At 49.1% G+C, this 12,675-nt stretch carries 13 protein-coding genes; 3 read left to right on the top strand and 10 right to left on the bottom strand.

Features of this window, described 5'->3' with window-relative positions; genetic code table 11:
- Positions 1–8: 8 nt before the first annotated feature.
- Positions 9–614, bottom strand: coding sequence for a KpsF/GutQ family sugar-phosphate isomerase (locus tag B5E77_RS01055; protein ID WP_087163529.1), 606 nt, complete (start codon positions 612–614; stop codon positions 9–11).
- A gap of 300 nt (positions 615–914) precedes the next feature.
- Between B5E77_RS01055 and B5E77_RS01050 the strand changes: the two genes are divergently transcribed.
- Complete coding sequence (locus tag B5E77_RS01050) at positions 915–1,973, top strand: sensor histidine kinase (RefSeq protein WP_242963528.1); 1,059 nt, start codon at positions 915–917, stop codon at positions 1,971–1,973.
- A gap of 29 nt (positions 1,974–2,002) precedes the next feature.
- Positions 2,003–2,719, top strand: a complete 717-nt coding sequence (locus B5E77_RS01045) for a response regulator (protein WP_087163528.1) — start codon at positions 2,003–2,005, stop codon at positions 2,717–2,719.
- 143 nt (positions 2,720–2,862) lie between these two features.
- Here B5E77_RS01045 and B5E77_RS01040 read toward each other — a convergent pair whose 3' ends face one another.
- From B5E77_RS01040 to B5E77_RS01010, 7 genes are all read right to left on the bottom strand, one after another.
- Positions 2,863–3,888, bottom strand: a complete 1,026-nt coding sequence (locus B5E77_RS01040; protein ID WP_275532745.1) for an ABC transporter permease — start codon at positions 3,886–3,888, stop codon at positions 2,863–2,865.
- On the bottom strand, positions 3,779–4,810 hold the full coding sequence (locus B5E77_RS17170) for an ABC transporter ATP-binding protein (RefSeq protein ID WP_087163527.1): 1,032 nt from the start codon (positions 4,808–4,810) through the stop codon (positions 3,779–3,781). The genes B5E77_RS01040 and B5E77_RS17170 overlap by 110 nt, the downstream gene beginning before the upstream one ends.
- 15 nt (positions 4,811–4,825) lie before the next feature.
- Positions 4,826–5,992 (bottom strand): NEW3 domain-containing protein, encoded by a 1,167-nt coding sequence (locus tag B5E77_RS01030; protein ID WP_087163526.1) that lies wholly within the window; start codon positions 5,990–5,992, stop codon positions 4,826–4,828.
- A 1,101-nt stretch (positions 5,993–7,093) separates the two neighbouring features.
- The gene (locus B5E77_RS01025; protein WP_087163525.1) at positions 7,094–7,636 is read right to left on the bottom strand and encodes a hypothetical protein; all 543 of its coding nucleotides are present in this window, start codon (positions 7,634–7,636) and stop codon (positions 7,094–7,096) included.
- Between the two features lie 21 nt (positions 7,637–7,657).
- A complete protein-coding gene (locus B5E77_RS01020) occupies positions 7,658–9,013 on the bottom strand; it encodes a type II restriction enzyme (protein ID WP_242963526.1) in 1,356 nt (451 codons plus the stop codon).
- A 20-nt stretch (positions 9,014–9,033) separates the two neighbouring features.
- Positions 9,034–9,519, bottom strand: coding sequence for a flavodoxin family protein BilS (gene bilS, locus B5E77_RS01015; protein WP_087163524.1), 486 nt, complete (start codon positions 9,517–9,519; stop codon positions 9,034–9,036).
- Between the two features lie 109 nt (positions 9,520–9,628).
- A complete protein-coding gene (locus B5E77_RS01010) occupies positions 9,629–10,717 on the bottom strand; it encodes an alcohol dehydrogenase (RefSeq protein ID WP_087163523.1) in 1,089 nt (362 codons plus the stop codon).
- A gap of 342 nt (positions 10,718–11,059) precedes the next feature.
- Here B5E77_RS01010 and B5E77_RS01005 point away from each other — a divergent pair, with 342 nt between their 5' ends.
- The gene (locus B5E77_RS01005) at positions 11,060–11,890 is read left to right on the top strand and encodes a histidinol-phosphatase HisJ family protein (RefSeq protein WP_087163522.1); all 831 of its coding nucleotides are present in this window, start codon (positions 11,060–11,062) and stop codon (positions 11,888–11,890) included.
- Between the two features lie 306 nt (positions 11,891–12,196).
- Here B5E77_RS01005 and infA read toward each other — a convergent pair whose 3' ends face one another.
- Together infA and B5E77_RS00995 are read right to left on the bottom strand one after the other, a co-directional pair.
- On the bottom strand, positions 12,197–12,415 hold the full coding sequence (gene infA / locus B5E77_RS01000) for a translation initiation factor IF-1 (RefSeq protein WP_087163521.1): 219 nt from the start codon (positions 12,413–12,415) through the stop codon (positions 12,197–12,199).
- A complete protein-coding gene (locus B5E77_RS00995) occupies positions 12,408–12,671 on the bottom strand; it encodes a KOW domain-containing RNA-binding protein (protein WP_087163646.1) in 264 nt (87 codons plus the stop codon). Before B5E77_RS00995 ends, infA begins: the two co-directional genes overlap by 8 nt.
- Positions 12,672–12,675 lie beyond the last annotated feature (4 nt).

Raw genomic sequence — 12,675 nt, 5'->3', positions numbered from 1 at the left:
GCTGTTTTTTACAGCTCCTTTTTCAGGATCTCGCCGACTCCGCCTCCTGTATGAATCAGATAAAACTCCTCCTTCGTATAGCCGGTCTCCTCCATCGCCGTGAACGCAATGGCGTCGAAGGCTGAGATGAAGCACAGTGTGCTCGCCGATGAGACAATTCCCCATTCATCCGGCTCCCGGTCAATCTTAATCTTCAGCACAATATCCGCCGCTTTTCCAAGCTTCGATTCCTCATTTTCCGTCACGCCGATAACTGTAAGGCCTTTTTTCTTCGCAGCCGGAAGATAATTCAGAATCTCCTGTGTATTTCCGCTTTTGCTGATCAGCACGAGGATATCCCCCTGCTGCATGGCTCCCATTCCGCCGTGGATAGAATCTGCCGGAGAAAGGAAAAATGCCGGAATCTCCACGACGCTGAGCGTATGGGCGATACGCTTTCCTGCCTGCCCCGCCGTTCCGCAGCCTGCCACAATCACCTTTTTCCCGTTCTTTTTTACAGAGCAGAACAGTTCCGTAATCTGAGACAGCACATCGTAATCAATCCGGTCTGCCGCCTTGCTGAGCGTCTCCGCCTCGTCCTTCACGACCTGTTTTAATCTTTCTTTTCTGTCCATTTTCTGTTTGTCACCTCAACCTTTGTATTCCGCAGCTCTCCGTCCAAAAAGCCGCTTTGTTTTTCCTGTTTCTATATGAAGTATAACTCTTTGTACAGACGCAAGTCAACGCCGCTTTATATTATACAGGATTGATTTTGACGTTTTATTTTGTATATGTTTGATCTTGTGTTTTATATGGGACAAACCTATAATGAAGGAGAACCGGAAAAGATAAAAAACAAAAACAGTTCTGGCTGCCTTCGGACTGAAAAGATGGAAAGAATGACCCCGGACCCGAAAGGAGGTGGACGCGTCAGAATGGAATGGAAAAAAAATTGTCTTATCACAGCTGCCGCGCTGTTTCTGGCTACGCTGATCGCGTATCTGTTTTATCTCGCCACAGGCAGCGCCAATAATATATCCATGATTTATGTGCTGGCTGTGGCGCTGATCGCCAGATTCAGCACAGGATACCTTCCCGGTATCCTTGCCTCTGTTATAAGTGTATTTATTGTAAACGGCGTGTTTACCTATCCCTATGGCAGGCTGAATTTCACGATGGCCGGATACCCTCTGACCTTTCTGGGAATCTTAAGCGTGTCGATCATCATCAGCGCCACGACGACGCACCTGAAAACCCAGGCCCGGCAGATTCAGGAGCAGGAGCGCCTTCTTCTGGAAGCTGACAAGGAAAAGATGCGGGCCAATCTGCTGCGGGCTATTTCCCATGATCTGCGCACTCCGCTCACCGCAATCATTGGATCCAGCTCCGCCTATCTGGAAAACAAAAAGGAATTATCCGAAGCGGAGCAGGAGGCCCTGGTAAGCGGTATTCACGAGGACGCCAACTGGCTGCTGAATATGGTAGAAAACCTTCTGACTGTAACCCGCATCAACGCAGATACCGCCAGCGTCGTAAAAACCGAGGAATCTGTGGAGGAGGTCGTAGCCGAGGCCGTAACAAGGCTGAAAAAACGCCTTCCGGATATTTCAGTCAGGGTAAAGGTCCCGGATGCCTTTTATATGATTCCCATGGATGCCACCCTGATTGAACAGGTAATCATCAATCTTCTGGAAAACGCGGCACGCCATTCCGGAACGCTGAAGCCCATCGAGCTGAACGTATATCCAAACGGAAAGGCCATGCAGTTCGACGTCATTGACTATGGAAAGGGAATCCCGGCCGAGCGGCTGAATTCCATCTTTGACGGCGACGCCGCCTACAGCCGGAATGGAAGCGGAGAAGCATTCAAGGGCATGGGAATCGGCCTTTCTATCTGCAAAACCATTATATTAGCGCACAAAGGAAGCATTACGGCAGAAAATCACAGTGGAGGAGCGAAATTTTCCTTTACCCTGCCTATGCAGGACTGCTGAGCTATATAGAAATAAGGAGATCCATTTACATGAGCAAGCTTTCTGTACTGATTATCGAAGATGAAGAAAATATCTGTAATTTTATCAAAACCTCTCTCAGGCCTCAGGGCTATAAAATCATGACTGCGTCGACAGCGGCGGAAGGCCTGTCCATCGTCAACAGCGGCGGCTGTGATCTGGTTCTGCTGGATCTTGGGCTGCCCGACGCGGACGGACTGGAAATCATCCGCCAGGTCCGGGCCTGGTCCAGCCTCCCCATCATCGTCATATCCGCACGGACCAAGGAGCAGGAAAAGGTGCACGCCCTGGACGCAGGCGCCGACGACTACATTACCAAGCCCTTTGGCACAGCCGAGCTTATGGCCCGCATCCGCGCGGCCCTGAGGCACAGCAACCGTCTGGATTCCGACTCAGAGCTTTACAAGCGGCCTTATGTATGCAAGGATCTGACGGTGGATTTCGACAAGCGCCTCGTCTTTCTGAACGGAGAGAGCATTCATCTGACGCAGATCGAATACCGCCTTGTCTCACTGCTGGCCCGCAATGCCGGACGAGTCCTGACCTATGACAAAATTCTTACGCAGATCTGGGGGCCTTATATCGAACGCAACAATCAGATTCTGCGCGTCAACATGGCCAATGTCCGGCGGAAGCTGGAGAAAAATCCTGCCGATCCCCAGTATATTTTTACAGAGGTGGGGATTGGATACCGGATGGCAGAGGAATGCCCGAAGGAAAAAGCATGAACATACGCATTCATACGGGCAGGCGCCGCAGGATTCTCAGGCAGAGAATCCTGCGGCGCCTGCTGTTTTTCTGTATTTCTTCAGGGTTTTAAACGCTCTACGTCTCACCCTGGCCCCTAAAAGACCACTCACTCATAAGCTATCTACTTCGCCCGAATCTCCTGACGCATAAAACAGATATAGGAGCCGGCAAAGGTCGCAAGCATCAGGGCAATCAGCCCAGCCAGATGCGGCCATACAAGCAGAAGGCTCTGCCCAAGGCTCAGGTAGCCGCTGATGGCCCCTGAAAGGGATTCCATCGTGACTACGTTTACAGCGCGGACGCTGGGATTCATGATCGTGGACGCCGCTTCGCTGTAGAGATAATAGGGCGACAGTCGGTTCAGGTTCAGCTCCAGGGTATAATTTCCCATAGAATTCATCAGCGCCTGCCAATCATTGTTCATCGGATAAAAGGCATCCGCGATAATGCCTGCCACCAGGCTCATAAACAGTGCAAAGAACAGCCACACACCAATGCTTGCCATAGCCGAAGCCGCCGCATTTTTGCACACGACAGAAAACCACAAAGAAAGCCCCAGCCAGACGCAGATATAGACGGAGGTAAACACCAGGTAGAAGAATACTCTTCCCACCTCCTCCAGGCTTGGAGGAACACCTGTTACCAGCAGGCCTGCCGCGCCTACAGAAACTCCCATGGTAAAGACCATAAGGAAAATGAGCGTTGTACCAGCCAAAAACTTTCCATTAATGATAGAGTCACGGTAAATAGGCTGCGCCGCAATGCGGTACAGGGTACGCTCCGACTTTTCTCCGCTGATCCCGTCAAAGCCGAGAATGATTCCCACAAACGGTCCTAGCAGGGCAATAAAGGACATAAACGACGGAATCGAATTGCCGCTTGTGGTGTAGAGAGACAGGAAAATATAGTCACTATCCGAGCTGATGCCGGACAGCGCCCCGTAGAGGCTGGCATAGCTGGTGATAATAATTACAGCCAGAATCAGCATAAAGCGCCTGCTGCGGATATTGTCCATCATTTCCTTCTGATAGAGGGCCTTAAGCCCCGCCAGACTTTCTTTGTCCAGAGCGAAGGCCTTTTTTAAGTCTTTCCAGAGCGCGATTTCCTTTTGCTTCGGCTTTTCGCTGTTCCCGTTCGGCTTTTTCAAAATACCGGCCATAGATTTCATCCAGATCTCCTCCTTTCTGGCGAAGTCCAAGAAGCGTATAGCCGTTTGCCGTAAGCTCCATGGTCACCCTTCTTCTTAAATCTGTACGGGAATGCACAAGAATATTTTCTCCTTCCCGCTCTACGCCATTCACGCCCTCGACGCCGGACAGCAGCCGCGTCAGCGCTTCATTGTCAGGCTCCGCCGACAGCTCAAGCGTATATTTTCCTTCCCGCTCCATCTTCTTTCCAAGCTCCGCGATGGTGCCGCAGGCAATCAGGCTTCCTTCCACGAAAATGCCTACCCGGTCGCAGATCTGCTGTACCTGGTAAAGCTGATGGGAGGACAATAGGATAGTACGTCCATCCTTCTCCGACAGCTCCCGGATCAGGCTTAACAGATCCCTCATGCCCTGGGGGTCAATTCCCAGCGTCGGCTCGTCCATGATGATAATCTTCGGATCCTTGAGCAGGACATCCGCGATGCCCAGTCTCTGCTTCATACCGCGGGAATAGGTCTTTGTCTTCTGATCCGCCGCTTCTGTCATGCCTACGCGCTCCAGAAGCCCTTCGGTCCGTTCCCGGATCACGTCCTCAGGCAGTCCGTTCAGCCGTCCTGTAAAATACAGGTTTTCCCGCCCGGTCATGTCTCCATAGAAGCCCACATTGTCAGGCAGATAGCCGACAATCCGCTTGACGCCGATGGGATCCCTTGTACAGTCCATTCCTTCTATCGACGCAAAGCCCTCTGTAGGTTCTGTCAGGCCCAGGAGCATCAGGGTCGTCGTCGTCTTTCCCGCTCCGTTCGGGCCCAGAAGACCAAACACCTCTCCCTTTTTGATCGTCAGGTTGAGTTGCTTGACCGCTGTTTTCTCCCCATAGCGCTTTGTCAGTCCAACTGTTCGTATTATGTATTCACTCATACGCGCCACCAGCCTTTACCGTCTGCCGTATTTTTTAAATACCGCCGCGACGCCGGCTATCAGCGCAAGAATAATGAGCACCGCCACTACGCCCCATATGGTCTGTGTCTTCACAGATACCCGGAATTCAGCATCCGCAGAGGTCTCCGAACAGCTTGCTGTAAAGGTACATACATAATCGCCTGCTATGGCAGAATCCCCCGGCGTTACATGAGCCGTGACCTCCTGGGTGGCCCCTGCTTCCAGTGTATCAATGGAAGAGGTGTCAAATTCCACCGTCCATCCGCTGGGCGCAGAGGAGCTTAAAGTGATGTTCTGAAGATCCACGTTGCTGTTATTCGTGACAGTCAGTGTCACGTCAGATTCTCTGTTGATATGAGCGTCAAAGCTCAGAAGCTGATTCGGTGTAGACAGTGCCAGGGAATAGGTTCCCGTAATAGTTACCTTCAGCTCTGTACTCAGAGAATCGTTAGCTGAGATGGCGCTGATAGGAATGGTATATTCTCCAGCCTCAACGTTGTCAGGCGGAGTCACACTCACAGTCAGTCCCTGGCTGGATGCAGACGCCACATCAATACTGGCCACATTTGTAGACTCGCCGCTTGGCTGGAAGGATACCTGCCATCCGTCCGGAGCTTCAGCCGCCAGGCTGTAGGACTGATCCGCCGCGCTGTTATTGATCAGAGTGGTATTGAAGCTGAAGCTGGTGCCGGAGGACCCCTCCTGCTCCGCGTACTCTGTCTCCAGGCTGCCCTGGCTGTACTGAACCTCCTGAATATCAAAGACCAGATCCACTGTATCGGTCAGGCCGGTGTCGGATACCGTCTGCAGCTGGACTGTATAGGAGCCCTCTGCCGCGTCGTCAGGAATCTCCAGCTGAAAGGTCAGGGAGGCTGCCTCTCCATTCTGTACATGGACACGGCTGATCTGGCTGCCATTTCCGCTGAAATACCCGGTCCAGCCCTCTGGCATAGACAGAATACTCAAAGAAGCTTCTACCGCGCTTCCGCTGTCATTGGATACGTACATGGAAATACTCTGGCTGTCGCCCGCCTTTACCGAGATCCCCGGATAATCCGTGTAAAGCTCCAGTCCTCCGGCCGCCTGCGCCTTCATAGGAGAGACGGCTGCCAGCACCACCAGCGCAAACGCCGCCAGTACATACTTGATTTTGTTTCTCATAATTTCTCCTTTCTGGTTTCGCCAGAAGACGGCGGCTCCCTTTCATCCCGCCGTCTTCTGCAATTTCTTAATATTTTAAGAAGAAATTATGTTTATTTATTGAAAACTTTATGTCCAAACTGTGATTTTTAAGGGTTTTCTGCAATTTCTTTAAGTCTCTTTGCTACTGTTACTGTTTGTAGCTGCTTTTTGTTGGGAAACCCTTGAAAATCTGCGTAAAAATGATATAATGTACTTAACAAGAGAGCCGATGACTAGAACACACCTAGCCGCCGGTAAATATGGTTTTACAAAAGTAGCGCCTTAGTTTACCAGACCGAGGGCGCTACTTTTTGCGTGATATGTAAATAACAAGAGTTATCACTGCGCAAAGCATGGTTACAAATTGGAATAGCTCCGCAACTGTAATCATCAGCACCAGCTCCCTTCTTTTGTATTCCGGTTACTGGTGTAGTCGCCCCATCGGCTCCCTGATTAAATACACTATATCATTCTATTTTTCATCAACTGATATTTTACAATTTTTTAAAATATTTTACATTTCCCGAGTACACTATAAATCATTCCCTATAAAAAATCAATAAATTATGGTTATTTTATCGGAAAAGTATGGTTAAACTGTGATTTTTAAGCGTTTCTGCACAGCACTGCTTTTTATTGGGAAACCCTTGAAAATCTGCGTAAAAATGATATAATGTACTTAACAGGAAAGCCGGAAGGTGAATGCATCTCACCCGCTCCGGCGAAAAGCAAATACTAAGCTACATGAAATAGCCGTTCCTAAACTTTGACGAGAGCAGGACGGCTATTTCTTATGTGTATAATTCAGAACTGCCACTATCAGCGACGCCACAGCCAAAATGACCATGAATTCCTCATATGTACTCATAAGGCACCACCTCCGCACAGGCTCGGAACGGGTGCAGCACGTCCTCCGGCTTCCCGGTTAAATACACTAAATCATTCTATTTTTTTCATCAACTGATCTTTTGCAATTTTTAAAAGTATTTTACATTTCCCGAGTACACTATAAATCATTCCCTATAAAAAATCAATAAATTATGTTCATTTTGCACAAAAAGTATAGTCAAACTGTGATTTTTATATAAGATTTTTACAGGTATTCCTAGCTCTTTTCGCAGTCTGATAAAAACACACAAGAAAGACCAGCGAAGCAATACCGCTTACAATCAATGGCAGCCTGAGCTGCCGCTGCATTTCCATTGAAGAAAGAGGAAGTAAAATAAGCAGCAGCATAATTGCCAGCATTGCAGCCTGATATTTCCAAATACGAATTAATCTCCCGGCTCCAAGCTGCATATTCTGCTTTCTTTCCATATCCCGGACACCTGCAGTCAGCAGATACCGGACAATGATATCTCCAAGTCCCATCACCCAGATAAAAACGGCGAATCCACGGCCATCCGAAAGAATTTCAGGCATCCTTCCAAGCTGCAAAACAGCTCCGCAGACTGCCAGCGCTGCGGCAGGAAACACAGCTGTCCGGAATTTAGAGCTTTTATCCGAAAGCCTGACAGCTCCTCCTGCTATCAAAAGGTATCCCGCTAAATCAGGCAATACATCAACGCCATGAACCGGAATATTCAAAGATATATAAACAAGTCCAGCAAAAACAGCAGTCATAAGCGCTTCTCCTTTTCTCTCTTACAGCTGCGTGAGCCTGAAGATCCACTTCAGCCACCCCTGCACAGAGCTGGCGCGGCGCACAATCTGCCCTTCCCCGCACACATGCAGGCGGCGCATCTCATTTTGTATCCCTTCCTTGTCCGGAAAGCCTCCTGTCTCTGCCATCTGATCGAAAAATTCGGCGAAAATCTCGTGCTCCAGAATCAGGCTCACCAGTTTCAGCTGTCTTTCCTTATAATTCAGCTTAAACACCTTCTGCCCCAGAGCCGTCAGCGCCGTGAGAATCTGGCCCTCCTCTTTTCTTTTTTCAAAGAGTCCCAGGTATCTCCCTGCATTATAGTAATAATCCGACTGTCTTGGATCAAAGTCCATCAGCTCCGCAATCTGCTGGCTGGTCATGGGATTCTCATACATATTTTCCAGAAGGGAGATAATCCGTTCCATGGAATTTGCCTGGATAAATGGGATATCCGTATCCTTCATCGCATCGTCCGTCCGCACAGGCGTAAGCTGGCGCACCTCCTTCAGCTCTTCCAGGGAAATAGAAGTATCCTGAAGGGAATAGTTTTTCGTCTGGACCAGTTCTATGGAAGAATAATTCTCCGGATCTGCAAAGCGGTATTCAAACAGCCGGTAAATCATATTGGAATAGACGCAGAACACCAGGCGGATGGGTTTTTTCACCTTCGTCCGCCACAGACGGTAAGGATAGTACAGCTGCCGGATATGGAAATCCTCATGCACTACGTTTTTCGCTTCCATGATTACGACCGAAGCCGGATTTTCAAAGCCGCCGTCGATTTCACACTGGGCATTTTTCACGTGGATCTCCGCCGGGACGCCACGGACCGTGTCCACCCGGAAATCAAATACCCCGGTTCCCATTCTGCCGTTGAATGTGGCGTCATTCCTTCCCTCTCCCAGAAAATCATCGAGAATTCCGGAAAGCATCAGCCCGTGAATGGCATTGGCCTCGGAATTGATATTGTCGACGTCGATCGACTCATAATCAGGCATCTCGATATGCGTCATCTGGGTCACATGCTCAGAAAGCTCGGGAAGCTTCTGATACAGAAGGAAATCTCCCAGCACGTAGGAGGTCCGGCAGTCCGGCAGGATATTGATTTTATGCTTCCGCAGGACGTCCGGCAGGGAATCTGAGCTGTCCCATTTTGCCATCAGGCGCGGCTCCCGAAACTCCCGGATCTGGTCGGCCTGAATCCGGCAGACGCCTTCCTTTTCTATTTTTTCTACTATCGGGTATTTCTTAAGCAGAGCCTTCCATGCCTCGTTGGCCGAGTACCCTGTACGCTTTTCTGTCATATCGCTTCCTCGCAGCTCACAGCCCTGTCCTTTTCTATTTCCTTTGCTCATTCAGCCGGGCCCTCGTCAGGCTATGCCAGCTTCAACTCGTCAAGAAGCTCTGACAGTCTGTCCAAATCCTTCTGATCCGGATGAGTCAGCGCCTCCTCAAAATTTTCAAGGCTTGCCTGCATTCTCTTATCCTCCGGGTGCTCCTGCAGCATGAACACATACCGCTCCTTCACAGAAAGGGGCATCTTTCCCTGGCAGTAATAATGTCCGATAATCTCGTTGCTTCCGTCCAGAAGAGCTGCAGCGCGCTCAAAGAGCCTTTCATAATATTCCCTGCTTCCGCCGAAACCGCATGTTCCAAAGATAAATACTTTCTTCCCGCGGATTTTTTCCGCCTGTTCCCTCATCTTTTCCGAAAAAGACCCCTTATCCGTCCAGGAGCCCAGAAAAATCACGTCAGCCTCCTGCGGATTCTCCGTAAGCATATCCGCGTATTTTTTCTGAATTACCTCTGCCAGCATCCTTGTGTTTCCGGTTACGCTTTCATAAATTACACAGATTCTCATATTCTCTCTTCCTTCTCTTTTCTTCCGGATTCTGCCCGTCTATACCATTTTCCTTTTCCGGAAGGCTTTTGGCTTTTTATTTTCATCATAATACTCTTTCATTCATTTCTCAAGCATTTGCTGTACTGCACCCTGCGTTTTCCTTCGGCACTTCATTTTCCGGCTGGCATTTAACCGCAATTTTCATCACATGATCCCTTTTATTTTCAAAAAGCTCATACGCTTCTTCTATCCGCGCCAATGGATAGGTATGCGTGATCAGCGGCTGTGTGTCCAGCCTTCCTTCCGCAATCAACGACAGAATTTCCTCACAGTCACAGCCGTCTACGCCTCCCGTTTTAAACGTAAGATTCTTTCCATACATCTGCGGAAGAGGCAGGACCTGGGCTTCCTCATAAAGCGCTATGATCGTCACAACCGCATTTGGTCTGGCATATTTCCATGCCATCTCAAAGGTTCCCTCCGCCCCCGCTGCTTCCAAAACCACATCGGCTCCGCCATGCGGGCATAATCTGTGTACAGTCTCCGGCAGCTCTTCGGGTGTAACCACTGTAACATCCGGATAATATTCCCGCACGAAGGCAAGCCTGTCTCCATCCTTCTCGCAGATCAGAACCTGTTTCGGATTCTTCAACCTGGCGCAAAGCAGCGTACAGATCCCTGTCGGTCCTGCTCCCAAAATCAATACGGTATCCTCTGGCTGAATTTCAGAAATTCGTACCGCCCAGAAGCCCGTAGCAAGTACATCTCCCACCAAAAGTGCCTGGTCGAAGGAAACGCCTGCCGGAATCACAGTAAGCCCCTGGTCTGCATAAGGCACGCGAACGTATTCTGCCTGGCCCCCGTCAATCCGGCAGCCCAGTGCCCAACCCCCATTTGGGTCTGTGCAGTTATTTACATACCCTTTCTGGCAGAAAAAGCATTTTCCACAAAAGGTCTCCACATTGACTGCTACCCGGTCTCCCGGCTTCACCTTCATCACTCCCGCTCCGACTGCCTCTACGATTCCTACCATCTCATGGCCCACAGTGATTCCCGGCACCGCTCTCGGTACCGCCCCGTGCCTGATATGGAGATCGCTGGTACAGATACTGGCCAGCTCTACCTTTACAATGGCATCCTTCTCCTCCAGAAGCTCTGGTTTCGGCTTTTCCAGCAAGCTGAATTTTCCTTTTGACACATAGGTATATGCAAGCATGACGCAACCCCTCCTTTTTCTCCGATTTTATCATATGGAAGGGATGAATGCCAGAGAGAGAAAGTGAGTATTTCAGCAGGATTTCAAAATAAAACCTATTTCATTTCTTTAACTGTGCACCTGCAGCAGTCCCTCCGCAGTCGAAGGATAAAGCAGCAGGAAAAATCTTTTGCATAATACAGAAACTGCTTTATAATAGGAATCAGGCTGAATGATGCTGCGCATAGAAATAGTACAATTCAGCCCCTTCATCAACCGCCGCTATCCTCAGTTGCCGGGAGCACACATGTCCCATGTTAACAGAAAGCAAAAACATGAAATATCATTTACCAGGAGGCTGTCATGTTCGCAGATTACCATGTACATACCGAATTCAGTGACGATTCTGTCTACCCTATGGAATCCGTCATACAGGACGCCATCCATATGGGTATGGACGAGATCTGTTTCACTGAGCATGTAGATTACGGAATTAAAGAAGACTGGGATTCCGGCAAAGAGATCCGCTGGCGAAATGGCGATCCTATCGCAAACGCAGATTATCCATCCTACCTGTCTAAAATTCAGGAAATGAAAGAGAAGTATGGAAGCAAAATACGCATCAAAACAGGCCTGGAATTTGGCATGCAGATACACACGATCCCCCAATATGAAGCGCTTTTCGCCCGTTATCCTTTTGACTTTATTATCCTGTCCGTTCACCAGGTCGATAATCTTGAATTCTGGACCCAGGACTTTCAGCAGGGCAGAAGCCAGCAGGAATACAACGAACGCTACTATCAGGAAATGCTGTCTCTGGTCAAAGCCTATAAAAATTACAGCGTGCTGGGCCATCTGGATCTGATCAAACGCTACGACAACGCCGGAATTTACCCGTTCCAGAAAACCAGATCTCTCATCAAAGAGATTCTGAGTACCGTCATCGCAGACGGAAAAGGAATCGAAGTAAACACCTCTTCCTTTCGTTATGGAATAAAGGATCTGATGCCCTCAGAAGAGATTTTGCGCCTGTACCTTGAACTTGGTGGAAATATAATCACGATTGGCAGCGACAGCCATAAGCCGGAACAGCTTGGGGCTTATATTGACGAAACGAAACAGAGGTTAAAGGAAATCGGGTTTCAGAGCTTCTGTACTTATGAAAAGATGAAGCCGGTATTTCACGAGCTGTAGGTTCTTTTGTATCAGCTTACATGATATAATAAATCATACGGCAGTTTGTTTGCAACCTTTAAAACAAGAGAACATATAACAAAAAAATCCACCATATCTTTTCGATACAGTGGATTCTTCGATCTATACCAGGTTTTTCTGATATCCAGGTGTCCGGCTTTTCACGGACGGCTGTGTGATTCAGGCGGACTGCTTTTTAGTCCGTCCGGAAGCACACTGACGTCCGTGAAATGTCCGCAAGGTGAATTGCTCCGCAGGAGCAAGAGAAGGCGGCCTGGGCCGGACAGCGGATACAGAAAACCGTCTTTATTTATCTCTCCAGATAATCCTGCCCTTGGACAGATCGTAGGGAGACATCTCAATCGTCACCTTATCGCCCGGCAGAATGCGGATAAAGTTCATACGGAGCTTGCCGCTGATATGAGCCAGCACCTGGTGGCCGTTCTCAAGCTGCACCTGGAACATGGCGTTCGGCAGCTTCTCCACTACGGTTCCTTCGATTTCAATTACATCTGCTTTAGACATTTTCATCCTCCTTTTCCTGCAGCCTGATGGCCCGCTTCACAAAATTGTCCGTTATCTGCTCAGAATCCCAGCCTTCCGGAATTCTGCATATGGGCTGAATATGCTTCTGATTCTTCCTTTTCGGCTTTGACAGCGGACGTAAATTCCCGTCTGTCAGATATACATATTCACCCTCCGTTTTTAATATGATATACAGCTTATCCTTATCGTGTCCCGCCTTTGATCTGGCGAACATGCCCTGCTTCAATCCTTCCATAGGC

Origin of the sequence: Lachnoclostridium sp. An131 (assembly GCF_002160825.1) — a bacterium.
GTDB lineage: Bacteria > Bacillota > Clostridia > Lachnospirales > Lachnospiraceae > Laedolimicola.
Note: the sequence above shows the minus strand (reverse complement) of the source record. Positions and strands in the feature narration are given on the sequence as shown.

What these genes read in the sequence shown, in the direction of transcription:
- B5E77_RS01025 (WP_087163525.1), bottom strand. Translation starts at nt 7,636, where the DNA reads ATGACTGCTGTTTTTGCTGGACTTGTTTATATATCTTTGAATATTCCG.
- infA (WP_087163521.1), bottom strand. Translation starts at nt 12,415, where the DNA reads ATGTCTAAAGCAGATGTAATTGAAATCGAAGGAACCGTAGTGGAGAAG.
- B5E77_RS01055 (WP_087163529.1), bottom strand. Translation starts at nt 614, where the DNA reads ATGGACAGAAAAGAAAGATTAAAACAGGTCGTGAAGGACGAGGCGGAG.
- B5E77_RS01005 (WP_087163522.1), top strand. Translation starts at nt 11,060, where the DNA reads ATGTTCGCAGATTACCATGTACATACCGAATTCAGTGACGATTCTGTC.
- bilS (WP_087163524.1), bottom strand. Translation starts at nt 9,519, where the DNA reads ATGAGAATCTGTGTAATTTATGAAAGCGTAACCGGAAACACAAGGATG.
- B5E77_RS00995 (WP_087163646.1), bottom strand. Translation starts at nt 12,671, where the DNA reads ATGGAAGGATTGAAGCAGGGCATGTTCGCCAGATCAAAGGCGGGACAC.
- B5E77_RS01050 (WP_242963528.1), top strand. Translation starts at nt 915, where the DNA reads ATGGAATGGAAAAAAAATTGTCTTATCACAGCTGCCGCGCTGTTTCTG.
- B5E77_RS01010 (WP_087163523.1), bottom strand. Translation starts at nt 10,717, where the DNA reads ATGCTTGCATATACCTATGTGTCAAAAGGAAAATTCAGCTTGCTGGAA.
- B5E77_RS01030 (WP_087163526.1), bottom strand. Translation starts at nt 5,992, where the DNA reads ATGAGAAACAAAATCAAGTATGTACTGGCGGCGTTTGCGCTGGTGGTG.
- B5E77_RS01020 (WP_242963526.1), bottom strand. Translation starts at nt 9,013, where the DNA reads ATGAGCAAAGGAAATAGAAAAGGACAGGGCTGTGAGCTGCGAGGAAGC.
- B5E77_RS17170 (WP_087163527.1), bottom strand. Translation starts at nt 4,810, where the DNA reads ATGAGTGAATACATAATACGAACAGTTGGACTGACAAAGCGCTATGGG.
- B5E77_RS01045 (WP_087163528.1), top strand. Translation starts at nt 2,003, where the DNA reads ATGAGCAAGCTTTCTGTACTGATTATCGAAGATGAAGAAAATATCTGT.